We start from the raw sequence: 21,044 nt of genomic DNA, 5'->3' as shown, positions 1-21,044 counted from the left end.
GACACGCCGGGCCGTTGTCCCGAGCCCTTCCGCGAAAGGCGGCGCGTTATGGGCCGGGAGCAGTCAAAACCGGGTAAGGGGCGGCCGGAATACGCGGGTGGGATCCGACCGCCGGGAGGGCACTGCTGCGCCGAAGGCGACCGCCGTGGCACCATGTCCCCTATTGGTCTAGACCGGATAGGAGCGCCCACCCGTGCCTGATACCTCCCCTTCCCTCCTCGCCTCCCGACCCGTGATCCCGCGCCCCGCCCAGATGGTCCCCGGCGAGGAGGTCGGGCTGACGCTGACCGCTGCGACCAGGGTGTCCGCCGACCCCGAAGCCCGGGACACCCTCGTGTGGCTCCAGCGTGAACTCGGCGCGGCCACGGGGTTGCCGCTCGCCACTGGCTCCGAGGACAGCCAGATCCGCCTCAGCGTGGACCCGGCCGCGGGCCTGGGCCGCGAGGGCTACCGGCTGATCGTCGACGGTGAGGGCGCGATCATCGTCGGCAACGACCCCGCCGGGGTCTTCTACGGAGCCCAGACACTGCGCCAGCTGCTGCCCGCCGACGCCCACCGGGACGCCCCCCTGGGCGGAACCGAGTGGACGCTGCCCGCCGTGCGGATCACCGACGCCCCCCGGTTCGCCTGGCGCGGCCTGATGCTGGACACCGCCCGGCACTTCATCCCCAAGCGGGAGGTGCTGCGCTACATCGACCTCCTGGCCCTGCACAAGCTCAACGTCCTGCACCTGCACCTCAGCGACGACCAGGGCTGGCGGGTGGAGATCGACCGCTACCCGAAGCTCACCGAGAAGGGGTCCTGGCGCACCCGCAGCCAGCTGGGGACCCCCCGCCCGGGGCAGGAGCCGGAGTTCGAGGAGCGCCCGCACGGCGGTTTCTACACCAAGGACGACATCCGCGAGATCGTCGCCTACGCCGACGCCCGGCACATCAGCGTCGTCCCGGAGATCGACGTGCCCGGTCACTCCCAGGCCGCCATCCACGCCTACCCCGAACTGGGCGAGGTCGGCGAGATCCCGGTGGGGCAGCGCTGGGGCGTCTTCGAGGAGGTGCTCGCGGTCACCGACGATGTCATCGGGTTCTACAAGAACGTCATCGACGAGTTGCTGGAGCTGTTCCCGAGCACGTACTTCCACGTGGGCGGTGACGAGTGCCCCAAGACCCAGTGGAAGGACAGCGAGAGCGCGCAGCGGCGCATCCGCGAGGAGGGCCTGGCCGACGAGGACGAGCTACAGAGCTGGTTCATCCGGCAGCTCGACGACCACCTCACCGCGCGCGGCCGCCGCCTGGTGGGCTGGGACGAGATCCTGGAGGGCGGGCTGGCCCCGGGTGCGACGGTGATGTCCTGGCGCGGCGAGGAGGGCGGCGTCGCGGCCGCCAGGGCGGGGCACGACGTGGTGATGTCCCCCACCGCCACCTCGTACCTGGACTACAAGCAGTCGGAGTCCGACGACGAGCCGATCCGGGTGGGCACCCTGCTGCGCACCCAGGACGTGTACCTGGCCGAGCCGGTCCCGGCCGAGCTGACCGAGGAGGAGGCGCGGCACGTCCTGGGCGCCCAGGTCAACGTGTGGACCGAGCACATCGACACGCCGCGGCGGCTGGACTACATGGTGTTCCCGAGGCTGTCGGCGTTCGCCGAGAAGGTGTGGTCGGCGGGCGAGCGCGACTACGCCGAGTTCGAGCCGCGGCTGGTGCACCACCTGACCCGCCTGGACGCGGCGGGTGTGGAATACCGCCCGCTCGACGGCCCGCGCCCCTGGCACACCCGCCCCGGCGTCCACGGCTGGGGCTGATCCCGCGCCCCCGCCCCCGGCGCCCGGCCCGGCGCCGGGGGCGGACGGTGTCCCACCGAGTGGTGCGACTTCGTTCGGCCCCAGAGCCCCAGAGCCTCAGAGCCCCAGAGGAAGCGACGCACGGTGGTGTCCCGCCGAGTGGTGCGACTTCGTCCGGCCCCCGGGTGCCGAAGGCGACAACGCCCCGGTCGGCGACGCGTCCTTGTGCGAACAGCCGGTGTTCTCGCACCACTCGACGGGACACGCCCCGACGCACCGGCCGACGGTCCGTTCCCGCCTGAACAGCCGTCGTCCTCGCACCACTCGACCGGACATGCCCCGGGGGCGGGGCGCCCGGCCGCTCAGAAGTAGGTGGCGACGACGTCGACGACCGTGTCGGCGTCGTCGACCACCGGGATGCTCCGCCACCGGTCGAAGGTCGTGCAGGGGTGGGAGATCCCGAACGACATCAGGTCTCCGGGGCGCACCCCCAGCTCCGGCGGGACGTCGAGGTAGGCGTGCTGGTCGTCGAACCTGCGCACCGTCACACCCTCCGCCGGGACGGTGGCGCCGCCGGGACGGCGCAGCACGCGCGCGACCGGCAGGTCCTGGTCGTACCCGGCGTCGCGGCGGCCCATCCCGGCGATCGCCAACCCCTCCTCGGGCGCGGACACGATCCGGGCCCACACCTCCAGGGCGCCGGTGAGCGCCTCGCCGCCCTCGGGCAGCCGGTTGTAGGGGGTGACGCGGCGGTACAGCCCGTCGTCGTGGCCGATGTAGGCACCGCTGCGCAGGATCGGCACCACGTCCCGTGCGCCGCCGAACTCCTCGGCCACCAGGTCGAACCAGGCGCTGCCGCCCACCGTGACGACCGGCGGCCCGGCCTCCCCGCGCGGGGAGGCGGCGGCCAGCGCCGCGGCGTCGGCGTGCAGGTCGCGCAGGAAGGCGCGGACCCCGTCGGCGCCGGACAGCGGCCCCTCGTACCCGGCCACCCCGGCGATCGGGCGCCCGGTGACCGCCTCGACGGCGCGGGCCAGCTCCAGGACCTCCTCGCGGGTGCGCGCGCCGGTGCGGCCGCCCGGGACGCCGCGCTCGATCAGTACGCCGGGCGGGCGGTCACCCCCGGCGCCCCCGAGCCCCTCGGCCAGGGCCGCGACCCCCTCGGGGGAATCGACGTAGAACAGGAACTCGAAGTCGGGGTCGGCGGCGCCCTCGTCCGCGGCCCAGCGGATCACCCCGGGTTCGAGCAGCTCGTTGGCGAGCAGGATCCGCCGCACCCCGAACCGGTGCACCACCAGCGCCTGGTTGGCGGTGGCGACGGTGATGCCCCAGGCGCCCGCCGCCAACTGGCGGTCCAGCAGGGCGGGCGCCATCGAGGTCTTGCCGTGCGGGGCGAACAGCAGCCCGTGGCGGCGGGTGAAGTCGGCCAGGGCCGCGGTGTTACGGGCGAGCGCCGACTCGCGCAGCACCAGCAGCGGCCACGTGAACGGTCCGTCGAACAACCGGTCCCGGCGGGCGGCGAAGTCCGCGGCGGCGACCGGTTCGCCCGGCCACCACACCCCCTTCGTCCGCCAGTCGACGAGTTCTCCGGTGTCCGAACGGTCGCTCACGTGGTCCCGCCTCCTGTCGTGGGTCTCCCCGCAATCTAGTGGCTAGTGCAGAACCGGTACCAGGGGGACGGGGAGCAGCGGGGTCGCGGCCTGGTCCGGGGCGCCGTCGCGGCCCTCGTCGCCGAGGAAGTCGCGGATCGCGCGCTGTCCGGCGTCGGGGTAGTCGGTGATGAACCCGTCCGCCCCCATGCGCAGGACGGCGTCCATGCCGGCCCGGCTGTTGACCGTGTAGGGCATGGTCTCGAACCCGTGCTCGTGGAGCAGCTCCACATAGTCGGCGTTGACGGTGGTGTGGTTGGGGTTGACCATGTGCGCCCAGGTGAAATCCGCCAGCCGGTTCTCGGGGACCCGCCCGAGCAGGGCGTGCGGGACCGAGGGCAGCATCCGCTTGGAGGAACGCGTGGCCTCCCAGTCGAAGCTCTGCACGACCAGGCGGCGCGGCTCCCACGGGGGGTTGTGCTCCAGCCAGATCGGGCGGGTGAACAGCTCGGCCGTGATCTCCTTCTCGATGCCGGGATAGCGGTCGGGCTCCTTGATCTCCAGGAAGAGGTTGAGGTCCAGCTCCTCCATCCGGTCCAGGGCCTCGCCCAGGGTGGGCACGGGCTCGCCTGCGAACTCGGGGGAGAACCAGGATCCGGCGTCGAGCCGGCGCACCTCCGCCAGGGTGTAGTCGGCGACCTGGTGGGATTCGCGGTCCGGGAAGACCTCTTCGACGTCGGTGGTGCGGGTGAGGGTGACGTCGTGCAGGAGGACGAGCTCGCCGTCCCGGGTCTGCCGGACGTCGATCTCGACGGTCTGCGCGCCGAAGCGCCGTGCGGCGTCGAGTCCGGCGAGCGTGTTCTCGGGGGCGTGTCCGGCGGCTCCCCGGTGGGAGACGGCGATGATCGGGCGCTGGGGGTCTGCGTGCTGGACGATGACGGGCTTCTCCGTGGTGGTGCCCAGCGGGTCGAGCCCGGGGGCGTGCGCCGCGGACGCGGCGATGGGGGCGCTGACGGCGAGGGCGAGTGAGACGACTCCGACGACGATGCCGATGCGGTGCACCGGACCTCCCAGGTACGCGTGGACGGACGTATCGATGGGCTCCTCGACACCGAAGCCTGAATGCTTTCGGTGACCACCCGGTGACGGGGTGCGGAGCGCACGGGAACAGTCCGCGGTCATGTTGTCCGCCTCCCACCGATTATCACAGTATGCATTCACTTGATGACTTCATGTTACATTCTTGGCCTTCGAGACCCTCGATAATTACGCAGAGCCCTGCAATTATCACTATTAGTAGTCGATGGGAAGGAACACTATGCGCAAGCACCGCACCAGGTGGGTCGCGACTCTCGGCGTCGTCGCCCTGGCCGCCGCGGGGCCGGTCGGACTCGCCGGGTCCGCCCTCGCCGACGAGGAGGACGCGCGGGAGCTGAGCTGGCCGGTCGTCCGCCAGGGCCAGTCCTCGTACAGCCTCGACGGGTACGAGATCGGTTACCTGCCCCCCGGTCTGGAGAGGTACGGCATCAACGCCACCTCCATCACCGACCGCCAGGGCGGGCGCCAGTCTCAGCTCTCCTGGGTACAGGGACCCGACCAGCTCTACGGCCGCGTCTCCGTGATCCGCTCCGAGGCCGTCCAGGACCTCGACGACCTGCGCGAGAGCCGGTACAGCCACATCCCCGACCGGGAGCTGGAACTCGTGGAGGGCGACGCCGCCTTCGAGGACGGGGCCTACCTGTCCGAGGAGACCGGCGACCTCTTCTGGATGGCCAGACCCGGCGTCGCCGTGGCCGCCCACCTACAGCCGGACCGGTGGGAGGTCAAGGAGCTGCGCCGGATGGCCGAGGAGGTCGTCGAGGAGCCCGGGGCCGCCCAGGAGCCCGCCCAGGAACCTGTCGAGCAGCCCGCGGAAGAGGCCGCGGAGGAGGCCGCCGAGGAGCCCGAGGAGCCCGTCGAGGCGACCCCGGAGCCGGAGGAGGTGGTCGACGAGGTCGTGGACGAGGGCCCCGAGACCCCCGAGACGCCCGTCGACACCCCCGAGGCCCCGGAGACTCCCGAGGTGCCCGAGGCGCCCGTCGAGACCCCCGAGCTGCCGGCCGAGACGCCCGAGGCGCCCGTCGAGACCCCCGAGACCCCGGAGGCACCCGTCGAGACGCCGGAGGCCCCGGTCGACGAACTGCCCTCGGTGCCGGAGGACCCGGACACCCCGGAGATCCCCGGGACCCCGGTGGACGATGTGGTCGACGAGGCTCCCGAGACTCCCGAGGCGCCCGAGGCGCCCGTCGAGACCCCCGAGGTCCCGGTGGAGACCCCGGAGGCACCCGTCGAGACCCCGGTCGACGACGCCGTCACCCTGCCCGGACAGGGCTCCCGCGAGGTCAAGAACTGCCTGCTGGACCGGTTCGTGGACTTCGAGTCCGGTGAGACCGGCCTGGACGGGTCCCAGCTGGCCCAGGACAGCGGCGAGTTCGTCGAGCAGGCCCTGGGCAAGGAGGACCTGGACGACGCCGAGCGCGACCGCCTGCTCGCCACCGTCTGGTACTACGGCGACGAGGGCGACAAGAACGCCGCCATCGACACCTGCGCCCAGGAGAACGAGCTGGAGCGCGCCCAGGTCGAGCAGGTCGTCGCCGAGCTCGCCGACCTGATCGCCGAGCTGGCCGCCGAGGCCGAGGCCGCCGTGACCGAGGCCGAGAAGGCCGACGACGACGCCGATGCCGCCGTGTCCGAGCTCGACACCGTCGATGACGAGGAATGGCGCGAGCTGTGGGACTCCCTGCCCTGGAGCGTCCCGAGCCAGCGGTAAACACCGATGACCGACGCCGGGGGCCGCGGGCCCCCGGCGTTCGCGCGTTCGCCCCTCCGCCCATCCCACGACCCCTCCCCCACCCGCAGGACGTGCTGTAACGTCACCCTGCGCGGACCGGTATCCCGTTCCGCGAACGGCGTGCTCCCCCACCTCTGCTACCCCTGGAGGCCCCTCCGATGGCCCGTTTCACCACCCGTCCCCAGCTCAGAGGCGACTTCGGCATGGTCGCGTCCACCCACTGGCTGGCCAGCGCCACCGGCATGTCGATCCTCGAACGCGGGGGCAACGCCTTCGACGCCGTGGTCGCCGCGGGCTTCACCCTCCAGGTCGTCGAGCCGCACCTCAACGGCCCCGGCGGCGAGGTCCCGGCGGTCTTCCAGGCCGCGGGCGGGCCGGTCCGGGTCCTGTGCGGCCAGGGGGTGGCACCCGCCGCCGCCACGATCGAGGCGTTCGCCGGGATGGACCGCATCCCCGGCAGCGGGGTGTCGGCCGCCGCCGTTCCGGGCGCCTTCGACGCGTGGATGCTGCTGCTGCGCGACCACGGCACCCTGACCGTGCGCGACGTCCTGGACCACGCCGTCGGCCTGGCCGAGCGCGGCTACCCCGTACTGGACCGGATCTCCGCGGCGATCGCCGCCCTGGAACCCGTCTTCACCCGGCACTGGACCGGCTCCGCCCAGGTCTACCTGCCGCACGGCCGGGTGCCCGCCGCCGGGACCCGGCTGCGCAACCCGGCCCTGGCCGCCGCCTACCGGCGGATCATCGCCGAGGCCGAGGCCGCCGGGGGCGACCGCGAGGCGCAGATCGAGGCGGCCCGCCGCAGCTGGTCGCAGGGGTTCGTGGCCGAGGCGGTGGCCGCGTTCCTGGCCGTCCCGGTGCCCTCCTCCACCGGTGAGCCGCAGCGGGGGCTGCTCACCTCCCAGGACATGGCCGACTGGAGCGCCACCTACGAGGACCCGGCGAGCGTCTCCTACGGTGCCCACACCGTCCACAAGACCGGCCCCTGGGGCCAGGGCCCCGTCATGCTCCAGCAGCTGCGGCTGGCCGAGGCGCTGGGCACCCGCGGAGAGGGCGCCGACTTCGTGCACCGGGTGACCGAGGCGGCCAAGCTCGCCTTCGCCGACCGCGAGGCGTGGTACGGCGACCCCGACTTCACCGACGTCCCGCTCCAGGAGCTGCTGTCCGCCGAGTACGCCGCGGCGCGCGCGGCGCTGGTGGACGACGGCCGCGCGTCCCTGGAGCAGCGCCCCGGGAGCGTGGCCGGGCGCACGCCCTTCACCCCGCCGGTGCACCTGGCGCAGGAGGCCCCGACGGACCGCACCCTCGGTGAGCCCACCGTGCAGCGCGGCGACACCTGCCACGTGGACGTGGTGGACTCCCGCGGCAACATGGTGTCGGCGACCCCCAGCGGCGGCTGGCTCACCGGCTCCCCGGTGATCCCGGCCCTCGGCTTCCCGTTGGGCACCCGGACCCAGATGTTCTGGCTCGACCCGGAGTCCCCCAACGCCCTGGCCCCGGGCCGGCGGCCGCGCACCACGCTGTCCCCGACCCTGGTCACCCGGGAGGACGGGCAGGCGGTGCTGGCGATCGGCACCCCGGGCGGCGACCAGCAGGACCAGTGGGCCTTCACGGCGCTGCTGCGCATCCTCAACGGGGTGACGGACCTCCAGGAGGCGCTGGACGCCCCGATGTTCCACACCAACGCCTTCCCCAGCTCGTTCCACCCCCGGGAGACCGTCCCGGGCGACCTGGTCGTGGAGCCGGGCCTGGGCGAGGACGTCATCGCCGAGCTGCGCCGGCGCGGGCACCGGGTGCGGGTGTCCGAGCCGTGGTCACTGGGGCGGCTGGCGGCCGTGGCCCGCGATCCGGAGACCGGGGAGCTGCGTGCGGCCGCCGACGCGCGGGGGGCCCAGGGGTACGCGGCCGGGCGATGAGACGAACGGAAACGAAACGGACACCCGATTCGCCGTTTTGCACGTTAAGCCGGGTTTGGGACCACTTGCCTGCCTTGATCGTGCCTCTTGCCAAATCGCCCGCTCGCTGCTTATGTAGTCCTTGTGCGACGGAACGCCGTCGTCACACCCCAGGACCATCCCGACAGGGTCGGCACGCTGTCTCCCCCTCCCTCAGCGGCCCCCTGTCAACCCCCTCCTGAACCGAGGCCTGCCTTCCCCTCCCGGCCGGGTCCTTCGGACAAGGAGACAGTGGGCCGTGGTACCGCCGACGAGGCGGCACCACGGCCCACCGCCTTTCCCGGGCACCCGTCCCTTTCCGGCCCGCCGAACGCACGCGGGCCCCGGCCGCGGATGGTGTCCCGCCGAGCGGTGTGACTTCGTTCGACCCCCGGGCACCAGAGGCGACGACACTCCGGTCGGCGACTCGTCCCTGTGCGAACAGCCGGTGTTCTCACACCACTCCACGGGACATGACCCGGCCGCGGACCCGGGTTCCGACGGTGGTCGCGACACCCCGGCTTTCAGGGGGACGCGACCACCGTGTCGTTCGCACAGGACCGCGAAGCGCTCAGAACCGGGTTCCCGCGACCGACGGACCAGACCGGTGGGTGGTGTCCCGCCGAGCGGTGTGACTTCGTTCGGCCCCCGGGCACCAGAGGCGACGACACTCCGGTCGGCGACTCGTCCTTGTGCGAACAGCCGGTGTTCTCACACCACTCGACGGGACACGACCGACCGGTGGCGTCTCCAGGGCCGCCCGCCACCGCCGCCGAGAGACGGCCGGCGGGCGGCGGCACCTGCCCCCACGGACGGCCGACGGCCGCGGACCCCTCCTCGGAGGCGCCCGTTCCGGGCCCGCGGAACCCCGGCGGCGCCCCGCCGGACGTCAGGTGCGGATGCGGACGGAGCCGGCGTAGTTCGCAGTGCGCACCGGGGTGACGCGCACGTCCAGCCCGGTCCGCGGCGCCTCCAGCATCATCCCGTCGCCCAGGTAGATCGCCACGTGCGAGATGTAGTCGGGCGCGGTGGGGTCCGACCGCCAGAAGATGAGGTCGCCGCGCTCCATGTCCTCGAAGGCGATGCGCTCGCCCGCGTTCCACTGGTCGTGGGTGACGCGCGGGATGTCCACGCCCGCCTCGCGGAAGGCCCACTGGAGCAGGCCCGAGCAGTCGAACCCGACGCCCGGGGTGGTGCCGCCCCAGACGTAGGGGACGCCCAGCTGGGACTCGGCGTTGGCGATGACCCGCTCGATGACCGTCGACGGCACGGCCTCGCCGTCCTCCGCCGGCTCGGGGGCGTCGCCCACCAGCTGGACGGACACGTCCTCGCCCAGCGCTTCGCCGAGGTCCTCGTACAGCTCCCACAGGTCGGCCTCGGGGGCCGAGACCACCAGCGCGTTGCCCTCGGGCATGCCCAGCTCGGCGGCGGTCTCCCGGGAGACCAGGGCGTCGATCCCGGCGATGCCGGAGGTGGCGTGCGTCCACACCTGGAGCGGCACGTCGCCACGGCCGCCGGTCACGGTGACGTCACCGCCGACCTCCAGCTCGCGCTCGGTCCCGGCGGTCTTGGACAGCGCGATGCGCCCCTCGGCGACGCCCTGCCAGATGTCGTCGGACTCGGCGGAGGGCTCGGGGGCGTGGTTGCGGAAGGTGGAGGGGTTCACGCCCAGCACGGACGTGGCCTCCTCGTCGATCAGGACCCGGGCGGCGTCCACGGTGAGCACGTGCTCGACGCCGTCGATCCCGCGGACCGCGTCCACGGCCCGGGCGGGCAGGGTCTCCTGGGCGACCACGAAGTATTCGATGCTGCGCGCCTCGCGGAAGGGGGCCACGTAGGCGTTGTGGCGCAGGTCGTCGGGGTCGGCGACCTCCGGGGAGGCGGAGGCCTGCGGCTCCCGGCGGGGGTCGGACCCGCTGGGGGCGTCGGGGTCGACCTGTTCGCTGATGGGGGGTCGGTCCTCCACGACCGGGTCGGCCCAGGCCGGGGCCGCCCCGAACGCGGTGAAGGCGGCCACCAGGACCGCAGTGGTGCAAGCAGATCTACGGCTCCGCACGGGGATGTCTCGCCCTTTCTCTGAACGACCCGGGGTGTGGGGGACCCCTACGGCGCGCGCCTTTCCGATGACGTTCCGAGTCCAAGAATGGGTGCACCCGGACGCCTTTGCAAGAAGCCCACGCCGTCCGATTTCTGGCGACTCGGTACGGCCTGGTCAGAGGGTCATCGGGGGCGGGGGGTGGCTTCGTAGTCCTCTGTGACGGTCACGGCCAGGGGGAATCGTACCGGAGTGTCCCCGAACAGGACAGTGCGCGCCCGCTCCCGAGCGGCGTCGATCGCGTGAACGGCCTCCTGCGCCCGCTCCCGGGGCACGTGCAGCAGCACCTCGTCGTGCACGAAGAAGACCACCGCCCCGGGCATCGACAGCCGCAGCGACGCCAGCAGCACCAGCGCCCACTCGGCGGCCCCGGCCTGCACCACGAAGTTGCGGGTGAACCGGCCGTGCGCCCGCCGGTGGCGCTCCCCGTCGGGGCCGGCCGTGCGCCGCTCCCACCCGGTGGGCCGGGGCGAGGTCCGGCCCAGCCAGGACCGCACCACCCCGCCCCGCTCCCCGGTGCGGGCGGCGGTGTCCACGTACTCCAGGGCCCGTGGGTAGTGGCGGCGCAGCAGCGCCAGCAGCGGGGCGGCGTCGCCGCCGGTCTGGCCGTACATGGCGGAGATCAGGCCGAGTTTGGCACGGGCCCGGTCGTCGCCGGTGTGCACGGCCAGGCGGGCGTACAGGTCGTCCTCGGCGGCCGCCTCGGCCAGGGCGGTGTCCCCCGAGACCGCGGCCAGGACGCGCGGCTCCAGCTGCCCGGCGTCGGCGCGCAGCAGCACCCACCCGGGGTCGGCCCGCACGGCGCCGCGCAGCGCCTTGGGGATCTGTAGGGCGCCGCCGCCCCGGGTGGCCCACCGCCCGGAGACGACCCCGCCCACGACGTAGTCGGGGCGGAACCGGCCCAGGCGCACCCCCGCGGGGTCCTCCCGCTCGTCCACCCAGGCGTCCCGCCAGGCCCAGCCGTTGGCCGAGTGCAGCCGCGACAGCTCCTTGTAGCGCAGCAGCAGCGGGACCACCGGGTGCTCGATCCGCTCCAGTTCCCGGGCCCGGGTGGAGGCGACGGGGTGGCCGATCCACGCCATGGCCCTGAGCACCTGCGCCGGGGAGTCGGGGTTGACCTCGCGGCCGACCGCCTCGCCGATGCGGGCGGCCAGGTCGGCCAGCACCGGGGGGCGGCGCCCCGCCGGGGGCCGCGGGCCCAGCAGGTCGGCGAGGATGCGGTCGTGCAGGTCGGGCCGCCAGGGCAGGCCCTCGTGGGACATCTCGGCGGCGGCCAGTGCCCCGGCCGACTCCAGCGCGGCCAACAGGTCCATGCCGGGCGGCAGCGCGGACAGGCGGCGCCGCTGGTCGGCGTGGACCTCGGCCAGGGCGCCGAGCCGGTCCGCGTCCGGCGGCAGGGTGGAGCGGTCGGCCTCGAAGAGCGCGGGCTGGGCGGCCGTGCCCTCCCCGGCGGGCTCGTGGGGGTCGGCGGGCACCGGTCGCCCGTGCAGCCGGGACCAGGCGGCGCCCAGGGAGCGGGGTTCGCCGTGGCGGCCCTCGTACCCGAGCAGCAGCGCCTCGACGAGCGCCGCGTCGTGGCAGCGCTCCACCCGCACCCCGGCGCGCACCAGGTCGGGGTAGACGTCGCGGGTGTCGGCCCACACCCAGCGGGGCCGGTCGGCCTCGGCGGCGCGGACGGCCGCGGCGAGGTCGTCGACCCGCCGCTCCGGGCCGTCCCCGTCCAGCGGCCGCAACCGTCCGCCGCCCTCGCCGTCGGCGACCACCGCGATCCTCATGCGTCCATTGTGGTCCCCGGTACCGACGATCGGCGGCCGCCCGGGAACCGGGGCCGCACCGGCCCCTCCCGGGGTCTCTACCGGCGGCCGGGCCGGACCACGTTCTCCAGGGGTTCGCCCGCCGCCCAGCGGGCGAGCTGGGCGTCCAGGAACGCGCGGGCGCGCGGGTAGAACGCCGCGGACCCGCCCGCCACGTGCGGGGTGACGAACACGCCGGGCGCGTCCCACAGCGGGTGGTCGACCGGCAGCGGCTCGGGGTCGGTCACGTCGAGCGCCGCGCGCACCCGCCCGTTCTGCGCCAGCAGCGCACCGGTGTCCAGGACCGGGCCGCGGCCGACGTTGACCACCAGGGCGTCGTCGCGCAGCAGCGCGAACTCCGCGGCGCCGAACAGCCCCCGGGTGCGTTCGTTCAGCGGGGTGATCAGCACGACGACGTTCGCGCCGGGCAGCAGGGCGTGGAGTTCGTCGACACCGTGCACGTCCTCCTCCGGCCGGGCCCGGCTCGCCACCCGCACGACCTCGGTCTCGAAGGGCAGCAGGCGGCGTTCGACGGCCTGCCCGATGCTGCCGTACCCGATGATCACGACCCGTTGGTCGGCCAGGGAGCGCAGCGGCACCGCACCCCACCGGTGCTCGCGCTGGTCGACCGCCCACCGCGGCAGGTCGCGCTGGGCGGCGAGGATGAGCGCCAGCGTGTGCTCGGCGGTGCTGGCGTCGTGCAGGCCGCGCCCGTTGCACAGGGTGACGTGGTCGGGGATCAGGTCCAGCACGTGCTCGTACCCGGCCGAGGTCAGCTGGAGGACCTCCAGCTTCGGCATCCGGCCGATGACGTCGTAGCGTTCGTCGACGCCCTGGGTGGAGGGGGCGTAGGGCACCTGGTAGAAGGCGACGTCGTCGAGCCCGTCCGGCGCGGGCCCCCCGGCGTAGACGTCCACCGTGAGCGCCTCCGGCGCGTTGCGGCGGTTCTCCTCCCACTGCACCAGTGCCCGGCCTGCCATGAATCGGTCCCCCTGCTGGTCCTCGTGTGTCCGCCGCCACCCTATCCGGGCCCGTCAGGCCCCTCCCCCACCGCGGTGCGCGGTGCCGCCGTCGCGGTGGGCCAGCTCGTAGCAGGCGATCGCGGCCGCGGCGGTGACGTTGAGGGAGTCGACGTCGCGGCCGGACATGGGGATGTGGACGCGTGCGTCGGCGCGCTCCAGCCAGCGCGCGGACAGCCCGTCGCCCTCGGTGCCCAGCAGCAGGCCCACTCCGTGTTCGGGCCCGGCCCCGGCCAGCGCCTCGCGCAGCGGCCGGGAGCCCTCACCGGGGGTGAGGGCCATGAGGTGGAACCCGGCGGCGCGCAGCTCGTCCAGGCCGCCGTACCAGTCGTCGAGCCGGGTGTAGGGCAGGGTGAACACGGCGCCCATCGACACCTTGACCGCCCGCCGGTAGAGCGGGTCGGCGCAGCGCGGGGCCAGCACGACGGCGTCCACTCCCAGGCCCGCGGCGCTGCGGAAGATCGCGCCGACGTTGGTGTGGTCCACCAGGTCCTCCAGCACGACGATGCCGCGCGCACCGGCCAGGACCTCCGCCAGGGACGGCAGCGGCCTGCGGTGGAAGGCGGCCAGGGCGCCGCGGTGCAGGTCGAACCCGACCAGCCGCTCGGCGGTCTCCTCCGGCACCAGGTACAGCGGGGCGTCGGCGACCAGGCCGGCCAGGGCCTCGGCGCGGCGCCGGGTGAGCAGGAAGCTGCGCGGGGCGTACCCGGCGGCCGCGGCCCGGCGGATGACCTTCTCCCCCTCGGCCATGAACAGGCCGTGTTCGGCCTCCAGGTGGCGGCGCAGGTTCACGTCCCGCAGCCGGGTGTAGTCGGCGAGCCGGGGGTCGGCGGGGTCGTCGATCTCGATGACGTGCATGGACGACGATTATCCCCGGTCCCCGGGGGCGGGCGCGGCGCGGTGCCGCACGGCCCGGTGGGGTGTCACACGGCTCGGCGCCGCGCTACATGATCTGGTCGGTGAGGGGGCGCAGCCGCTGCCAGCGGGCCTCCTCGCAGGAGCCCTTGCGGGTGAGCGTGGTCTCGACCTCGTGGCCCTCCCAGACGCCCACGACGGTGGCCTCCTGCGGGCCGTACAGCTTGTCGGTGCACACGGTGCCTTCGCTGACCTCGGTGAACAGCGACTCGCTGCCGGGCAGCGCGGCGGTGGTGGGCTCGGTCGAGACCCCGTCGACCGCCTCGGAGTCGGCCTCCTCCTCGGTCGGCTCGGCCTCCTCGCCGGAGCTGGGGTGTTCGGCGCTGCCCGCGGGTTCGCCGTGGAACTCGGCGGCGACGGCGGCCAGGTCGGCGCAGGCCTGCGCGTCCTCCTCGGCGTTCCCGGTGCACTCCAGGGTCTGCACCCAGGCGCGGTCGCGGTCGCTGACGTGGATCTCCAGCGTGCCGATCGGCCCGCGCGGCGCGCTCGCCTCGTCGCCGTCCGGCTCGGTGTCGAGTCCGGTCAGGTCGGGGCTGAGGGCGGTGGCGGCCTGCACGTCCTGCTGCGGCGGCAGCATCGACGGGCCGACGATCACCCCGTAGGCGACCGCGCCGGCGCAGCAGGCGCCGGCGAGCAGAGCGGTGCCGAGTGTTCCTCGGCTCCGGTGATCACGATCAAGGGACATGCGAAAACCCTCGGGGGTCGTCGGTCACGGGAGGTTCCGCGGTGTGCGCCGGCGGCCATGGGGAGTATGTGCCGGGGCGGACTCCTGGAGCGGGGCCTAAGCCTAACGGGAACACCGGTGTGCTCCGTGGTGAGCACGGTAACAAAGAGATCACCCCACTCTGGTCGGGGGAGGACCTCGCCGGCCTCGGGGCGGAGCCGGTCCGGGTGCCCTCCCGGCCGGTCCCACCGCCTCTTCCGTTCCCGCGTTACCAACGAGTAAGGTCCTGATGACGATGGCGGAGAGTGGCTCAGGTCATAGAAGCCGTAGGGTGTTGTGAACCCTTTTCGTCCCGTATGACGCCGTCGGGCGCGCGGTGGTTCGCTCTCCCGGCGGTTCGCTCTCCCGGCGTTCGAGGTGCCCGGCGCCGCACCCCGTGCCCTGAAGTCCCTCCGTCCCCGTGCCCCTGTCCCCGTCCGCGCCGACTCCCCCACACCCCGCCGCGCCCCGCGGGGACCGGCCGCGGCAACGCCCCGGAGTGCCCGTGTCCAGTGGACGTCACCGCCTCACCTCACCGACCTTCGCGACGACCCGCCGCCTGGTGCGGTCGCCGCTGGGGATCAGTGCCGTCGTCGTCGCGCTCATCGCGGCGGCCGCGATCGCCGTCCCCCTCGGGATCGGCGCGCTCGGCTGCGGGGAGACCCGCTACCTGCGGGTGTCGGCCACCCAGAGCCTGGCCCCGATGCTGCGCGAGGCGGCCACCGAGTTCAACGCCGAGCGCCCCTCCTACGGCGGGGACTGCGTGTACGCCCAGGTGGACGAGATCGCCCCGCACCGGATCATGACCGCCCTGGCCGGCGGCCCCGGCGCGGGCTCCACCATCACCCCGCACGTGTGGGTGCCCGAGTCCTCCGCCTGGGTGGAGCTGACCCGCATGTCCGCGGGGGGCACCCACGGCATCGAGACCGACCCGCCCTCGCTGGCCTCCTCCCCCGTGGTGCTGGCCGCACCGGAGGGGACCGAGGGCATGCCCGCCCCCGACGAGACCGACTGGACCGTCGTACTGCCCGGTGAGCGCGACCCCTACCGGCCGCTGGTCATGGTGGACCCCAACCGCGGCGCCGACGGCATGACGGTGATGCACGCGGTCCGGCGCCACCTGGGCGGCGGGGACGACGCCGACACCGCGATGACCGACTTCGTGCGCGACGTGCAGACCGACAGCGCGTTCGGCGAGATCGACCTGGCCACCTTCTTCACCGGGGCCGCCCGCGACGGGACGCGCCCCGCCCCGGTGATCGTGGTCCCCGAGCAGGCCGTGGTGTCCTACAACGCGAACCGCACCGGGGAGGCGCCGCAGTTGCAGGCGCACTACCCGCAGGAGGGAACGGTCTCCCTGGACTACCCCTACGTCACCACCACCGACACCCCCGCCCTGCGCTCGGCCGCCGCCGACCTGTACGAGGTGCTGCGCGGTGACGCCTACCGCGACCGCCTGCGCGAGCTGGGGTTCCGCGACCCGAACGGGGAGGCCTCCAGCGCCCTGGCGGCCCGCCCCGGGATCACCGCGACGGCCCCCCCGGTCCACGGCGACCTCACCGGCGACGCCCTGCTGGCCTCGGTCACCGACTGGAACCGGCTGTCCATGCCCACCCGCACCCTGGTGCTCGCCGACGTCTCGGGCAACATGGCCGAGGACCTCGACGGCGCCGACGGGGGGACCCGGATGGAGGCCGCCCGGCAGGCCGCGCTGATGGGCCTGGGCCTGTTCCCCGACGCCACCGACATGGGCCTGTGGCTGATGTCGGAGGAGTACGGGGAGTCCGGCCGCGAGGAGTCCGCCGAGATGCACGGCCTGGGCGACGCAGAGGAGGGCCGGGAGGTCACCCGGCGCCAGGAGCTGATCGAGGTCGCGCAGACCATCGACGTGCGGGGCGGCGGCTCACGGCTCTACGACAACATCCTGGCCGCCTACGACGAGGTCCAGTCCGTCTACGACGAGGACAAGATCAACAGCGTCATCCTGCTGACCGCGGGCCAGGACGAGGGGTCCAGCGACCTGTCGCACGACGAGCTGGTGGCCGCCCTCCAGGACCGGTTCGACCCGCGGCGTCCGGTGAGCCTGTTCATCATCGCCTTCGGCGACCAGGCCGACCGCGAGGAGCTGCGTGCCGTCGCGACGGCGACCAGCGGATCGCTGTTCGTCACCGACGATCCCGACGAGATCGGCGACATCTTCCTCAGCTCGATCTCGCGGCGGCTCTGTGTACCCAATTGCGACAACTGACGCTTTTTTCTCGGGTCTGGACCGGGCGCACCCCGATGTCTCCCCGAGGATGCGGTCCGACCGAAAACGGTCTCGATTCTGTATCGGAATCGGTTTTCGGTCGGACCGCATCCCAGGGGAAGGCCACCGCGGCCGCGAACGGATCTCCCAAGGTGACGGGGGCTGCACGGGGGCGCGGCGCGGATCACTCCCCCACCCGACCGGAATGGACCGGTACGCCCCGTCTCCACCTGCTCCAGAAGGTTGAGTACCTTTCCCACCAGTAACACCCTTGCGGTCGGGCCGACGCCCTCCCGGTCCCGGCCCACCGATCCGCCCCGCACCGGCACCCGTACCGGTACCGGCGGACCGCTCCAGTAACGGCACCATCCCCCTGGACGACTCCTCGTCCGAACACACCACCCCGTGAGGAAAGCTGTGGGACGTCACCGCGGAAGATACGCAGAAGAACCCCCCGGCCGGTCCAGGCGCCGCCGCGGACGCGGCGGGGCCTTCGCCGCCCTGGCCGCGGCCCTCGTGATCGTCGTCGGACTGGCGGGGGTGGGCGTGTACATGTTCGGCAACTCCGGCGGGTGCGGCGGCTCCGACATCCGGCTCGACGTCGCCGTCAGCCCCGAGCTGGCGCCCGCCGTCGACGCGGTCGCCCGCGACTTCAACCTCACCGACACCGCCGTCGACGGCCGGTGCGTGCACGTCGAGGTCCGCCAGGTCGACTCGGCCAACGTCGCCTTCGGCATCACCGGCTCCGGCGCCACCATGGGCGACACCGACTCCGACGTGTGGATCCCGGACTCCTCGGTGTGGCCGCGCATGGTCCAGAGCCAGTCCGGCGACGCCGTCCTCACCGACACCGGGACCTCCGTGGCCCGCAGCCCGCTGGTCGTGACCCGGCTCGCCGCGTACGCCGAGGAGACCGACGAACCCACCACGTGGATGGACGTCGTGCCGACCACCGCGCCCGGCGAGCCGGCCGAGCGCACCGTCCGGGTCGTCGACCCGGCCCGCAACTCCACCGGCCTGGGCACCCTCTACCTGCTGCACGGCGCCCTGGAGGAGGCCAGCCCCGACACCGACACCTTCAACGCGACCATGACGGCGGCCCTCCAAGCGCTGCACCGCGGCGCCTCCGCCGACGAGGAGGCCGCCTTCCTGGCGCTCAGCGGCGGCGGCGAGGAGGCCCCGCCCCTCATGGTGATGTCGGAGCAGGCCGCCTGGCGCTACAACTCCGCCTACGACGAGAGCACCGTCCAGGTCGACTACCTCGAAGGCGGCACCTACTACCTCGACTACCCCTACCTCGTCCGCACCGAGGACGGCGACCTCACCCGCGCGGCCGAGGAGTTCCGCACCGCGATCCGCTCGGACTCGGCGCGCGAGCACATCCTCGCCGAGGGCTTCCGCGGCCCCGAGGGCGAGGTGGACACCTCCGTCCTCAGCGGCGACCACGGCTTCCTGGAGATCGCCCCCGAGGAGCTGCCGACCCCCTCCGAGGGTTCGATCACCGACCTGACCCGCACCTGGAACCAGATGAAGATGGACTCGCGCGTGCTCGCGATCGTCGACATCTCCGGTTCGATGCTGGCCGAGGTACCCGGCACCGGGATGACCCGCATGCAGGTGACCGGCGCCGCCGCCACCCAGGGTCTGGAGATGTTCACCCCCAGCTCCGAACTGGGCCTGTGGCGGTTCTCCACCAACGTCAACAACAACCTGCACTACCAGGAGGTCGCGCCGGTGCGCGAACTCCAGGCGACCGGGGACGACGGCAACGAGCACCGCGCCGTCCTGTCCCAGGCGCTGGGCTCGATGGAGCCGCTGCCCCGGGGCGACACGGCGCTGTACGAGACCTACCTGGCCGCGTACCAGGAGATGTCGCGGACCTACCGGCCCGACCGCAACAACGTCATCCTGATGCTCACCGACGGGGACAACGACAACCCCGGCGGCATGGAGCTGGACGAGTTGATGTCGCAGATCGAGTCGATCGCCAGCCCGTCGCGGCCGATCCCGATCATCACCATCGCGTTCGGCCCCGACGTGCAGAACCTGGAGCCGCTCCAGGAGATCGCCGCGGCGACCGGCGGTGCCGCGTACATGACCGAGGACCCGACGGAGATCGGCGACATCTTCATCAGGGCGTTCTCGCTGCGCATCTCCGAGCCCGGGAACTGACGGGGACCGGGGACGCACCGGAAGGGGGCGGCGGCCGTTGCGGCCGCCGCCCCCTTCCGGGACCCCATGGACTTCTCCGACCGGTCGGCGTACACAGAGAGGGCCGGGAACGACGGACCCCTGGGAGCGTGCGATGCCGAAGGCGTGGATGCCCGAGGTCGAGCGGATCGACGGCGGCGAGGCGCACTCCCGCCCCGGGATCGGTGCCCCGCGCGCCGTGTGGACCGTGACCGGGGCGGACCCGACCGTGTGGTCGGCACGGGAGGAGGCCGAACGGCTGATCTCCGCGAGGCGGACCGTGCACCTGGTGTGGAACCCGCTGTCGGGCGAGACCGTGCAGATCCTGCCGGCGACCCGGCGGGGCACCCCCTCCCCCGGGTCCACCCACCACTACGGGCAGCACGTGGACCACGGCGACGAGGGACGGGTGTGCCTGATCATCGCCGTCGTCGCCCACGACTCCGAGCCCTTCACCCACGGCCCGATGCACGGCCGGTCCGCGCTGCTGGCCTGGCTCGACTCCTGGGGGGTGCCGCGCACCTGGCCCGCGGGGACGCCCGGCACCGAGGCCGCCCCGCAGCAGGACCGGGAGCGGGCCTGGGCCCGGGGCGGACACTTCGGCCACGACCAGGTGCCGGGTTCGACCGACCCGGGACCGGGCCGCCTGGACACCGCGCGCCTGCTCGCCGGGGACGGGCGGGAGGCCTCGTCACGACCGGAGACGACACATGCGGTGATCAGTTGAACACCCAGGGAAGTAGTGCGCGGCGGGATGCCCCCGGGAAACCGAGGAACCGGGATCCACTGGTCGAGCAGAGTTCCGAAACCCCTTAGTCTGGCCCCCATGGGTGGATCTATCGAGCCGGGTTGGTACGCGGACCCGCAGGGCGACGCGCGAACGCTCAGATGGTGGAACGGCGACGAGTGGACGCGGCACACCCGCTCCCTGGACGAACTCCAAGGTGGCGGGGCCGGCGACGACGAAGAGGCCGCCACCACCTACCTCGGCGGGCCCGGCGGCCCCCCGTCCGACGACGAGCCCGGCACCGTGCGCCTGGGCCCCTCACCCGGAGCCGCCGACGACGACCTCGGCACCATGCGCATCGACCCCTCCTCCTGGGGACAGGGCGCGGGACACCCCCCGGTCGACGACGAGCCCGGCACCGTGCGCCTGGGCCCCTCCACCCCCGTCGGCCCCCCGCCGAACACCCCCGTGGACGACGAACCCGGCACCGTCCGCATCAACCCCGGCCGGATCCCCGCCCCCGACGAGGAGCCCACCGCGGACCTCGGCGACGGGGCGACCATGCGCGTCACCCCCGGCACCACCTCCCCCGCACCCCGCCCCCAGGGCGACGTCAACGACGGCGCCACCATCCGCGTGTCCCCCGGTGAACTGCCCGACCACGGCGGCGAGGCCCCCACCGCCGACCTCAGCGACGACCTGCCCACCTCCGACCTCACCGGTTCCGACGCGGTCGCCGGCGCCCCGGGCGGCACCCGCGTCTTCGACCCCGGAGAGATCGGCGACACCCCGGGCACCCGGGTCTTCGACCCGAGCGACGTCGGCGGGACCCCCGGCACCAAGGTGTTCACCCCCGGCGGCGGCGAAGTGGGCGGCACGGCCGTCTTCGACCCCGACGACCCGATGTTCTCCGGCGGCGCCTCCAACGAGGACGAGGACGAGGGCGGCAGGAAGGGCGGGCGGTTCAACAAGCTGCTGGGCAGCCTCAAGGAGGGCTGGAGCGACCTCTCCGAGGAGCGCAGGGAGCAGCGCCGCGAGGCCGAGGCCGAGGCCGCCAAACGCGCCGAGGAAGAGGCCGAGCGCCAGGCCGAGGAGGCCGCCAGGCGCGCGGAGGAGGACCGCAAGCGCGCCGAGGAGGAGGCCGAGCGGCAGGCCGAGGAGGCCGAGCGCCGCGCAGAGGAGGAGCGCAACCGTCCCGCCGAGGCCGCCCCGGGCACCCCCGGC

14 protein-coding genes are annotated in these 21,044 nt (G+C 73.7%); 7 read left to right on the top strand and 7 right to left on the bottom strand.

What is annotated here, in order from left to right:
- Positions 1-193: 193 nt before the first annotated feature.
- On the top strand, positions 194-1,798 hold the full coding sequence (locus QJS33_RS14735; protein ID WP_306368535.1) for a beta-N-acetylhexosaminidase: 1,605 nt from the start codon (positions 194-196) through the stop codon (positions 1,796-1,798).
- A 341-nt stretch (positions 1,799-2,139) separates the two neighbouring features.
- Here QJS33_RS14735 and QJS33_RS14730 read toward each other — a convergent pair whose 3' ends face one another.
- Positions 2,140-3,387: an alanine racemase gene (locus QJS33_RS14730; RefSeq protein ID WP_306368534.1), complete on the bottom strand. Its 1,248-nt coding sequence runs from the start codon at positions 3,385-3,387 to the stop codon at positions 2,140-2,142.
- 42 nt (positions 3,388-3,429) lie between these two features.
- Positions 3,430-4,428, bottom strand: coding sequence for a glycerophosphodiester phosphodiesterase family protein (locus QJS33_RS14725; protein ID WP_306368533.1), 999 nt, complete (start codon positions 4,426-4,428; stop codon positions 3,430-3,432).
- A 256-nt stretch (positions 4,429-4,684) separates the two neighbouring features.
- Between QJS33_RS14725 and QJS33_RS14720 the strand changes: the two genes are divergently transcribed.
- Positions 4,685-6,175: a hypothetical protein gene (locus QJS33_RS14720; RefSeq protein WP_306368532.1), complete on the top strand. Its 1,491-nt coding sequence runs from the start codon at positions 4,685-4,687 to the stop codon at positions 6,173-6,175.
- Between the two features lie 179 nt (positions 6,176-6,354).
- Positions 6,355-8,112 (top strand): gamma-glutamyltransferase family protein, encoded by a 1,758-nt coding sequence (locus QJS33_RS14715; RefSeq protein WP_306368531.1) that lies wholly within the window; start codon positions 6,355-6,357, stop codon positions 8,110-8,112.
- 907 nt (positions 8,113-9,019) lie between these two features.
- Here the strand turns inward: QJS33_RS14715 and QJS33_RS14710 are convergent.
- The 5 genes from QJS33_RS14710 to QJS33_RS14690 form a co-directional block, all read right to left on the bottom strand.
- On the bottom strand, positions 9,020-10,186 hold the full coding sequence (locus tag QJS33_RS14710) for a C40 family peptidase (protein WP_372339660.1): 1,167 nt from the start codon (positions 10,184-10,186) through the stop codon (positions 9,020-9,022).
- A gap of 164 nt (positions 10,187-10,350) precedes the next feature.
- Complete coding sequence (locus QJS33_RS14705; protein WP_306368530.1) at positions 10,351-12,000, bottom strand: bifunctional 3'-5' exonuclease/DNA polymerase; 1,650 nt, start codon at positions 11,998-12,000, stop codon at positions 10,351-10,353.
- Positions 12,001-12,077: 77 nt separating this feature from the next.
- Positions 12,078-12,998 (bottom strand): 2-hydroxyacid dehydrogenase, encoded by a 921-nt coding sequence (locus QJS33_RS14700; protein WP_306368529.1) that lies wholly within the window; start codon positions 12,996-12,998, stop codon positions 12,078-12,080.
- A 54-nt stretch (positions 12,999-13,052) separates the two neighbouring features.
- Positions 13,053-13,895, bottom strand: a complete 843-nt coding sequence (locus QJS33_RS14695) for an RNA methyltransferase (RefSeq protein ID WP_306368528.1) — start codon at positions 13,893-13,895, stop codon at positions 13,053-13,055.
- An 85-nt stretch (positions 13,896-13,980) separates the two neighbouring features.
- Complete coding sequence (locus tag QJS33_RS14690) at positions 13,981-14,637, bottom strand: hypothetical protein (protein WP_306368527.1); 657 nt, start codon at positions 14,635-14,637, stop codon at positions 13,981-13,983.
- A 523-nt stretch (positions 14,638-15,160) separates the two neighbouring features.
- Here QJS33_RS14690 and QJS33_RS14685 point away from each other — a divergent pair.
- The 4 genes from QJS33_RS14685 to QJS33_RS14670 all read left to right on the top strand — a co-directional run.
- The gene (locus tag QJS33_RS14685) at positions 15,161-16,903 is read left to right on the top strand and encodes a substrate-binding domain-containing protein (RefSeq protein WP_306368526.1); all 1,743 of its coding nucleotides are present in this window, start codon (positions 15,161-15,163) and stop codon (positions 16,901-16,903) included.
- A 417-nt stretch (positions 16,904-17,320) separates the two neighbouring features.
- Positions 17,321-19,075, top strand: a complete 1,755-nt coding sequence (locus QJS33_RS14680) for a substrate-binding and VWA domain-containing protein (protein WP_306368525.1) — start codon at positions 17,321-17,323, stop codon at positions 19,073-19,075.
- A gap of 133 nt (positions 19,076-19,208) precedes the next feature.
- The gene (locus QJS33_RS14675) at positions 19,209-19,820 is read left to right on the top strand and encodes a hypothetical protein (protein ID WP_306368524.1); all 612 of its coding nucleotides are present in this window, start codon (positions 19,209-19,211) and stop codon (positions 19,818-19,820) included.
- 99 nt (positions 19,821-19,919) lie between these two features.
- The coding region (locus QJS33_RS14670) for a DUF2510 domain-containing protein (protein ID WP_306368523.1) at positions 19,920-21,044 on the top strand (1,125 nt) is incomplete at its 3' end.

The organism is Nocardiopsis sp. CC223A (assembly GCF_030766825.1).
Lineage (GTDB): Bacteria > Actinomycetota > Actinomycetes > Streptosporangiales > Streptosporangiaceae > Nocardiopsis.
Note: the sequence above shows the minus strand (reverse complement) of the source record. Positions and strands in the feature narration are given on the sequence as shown.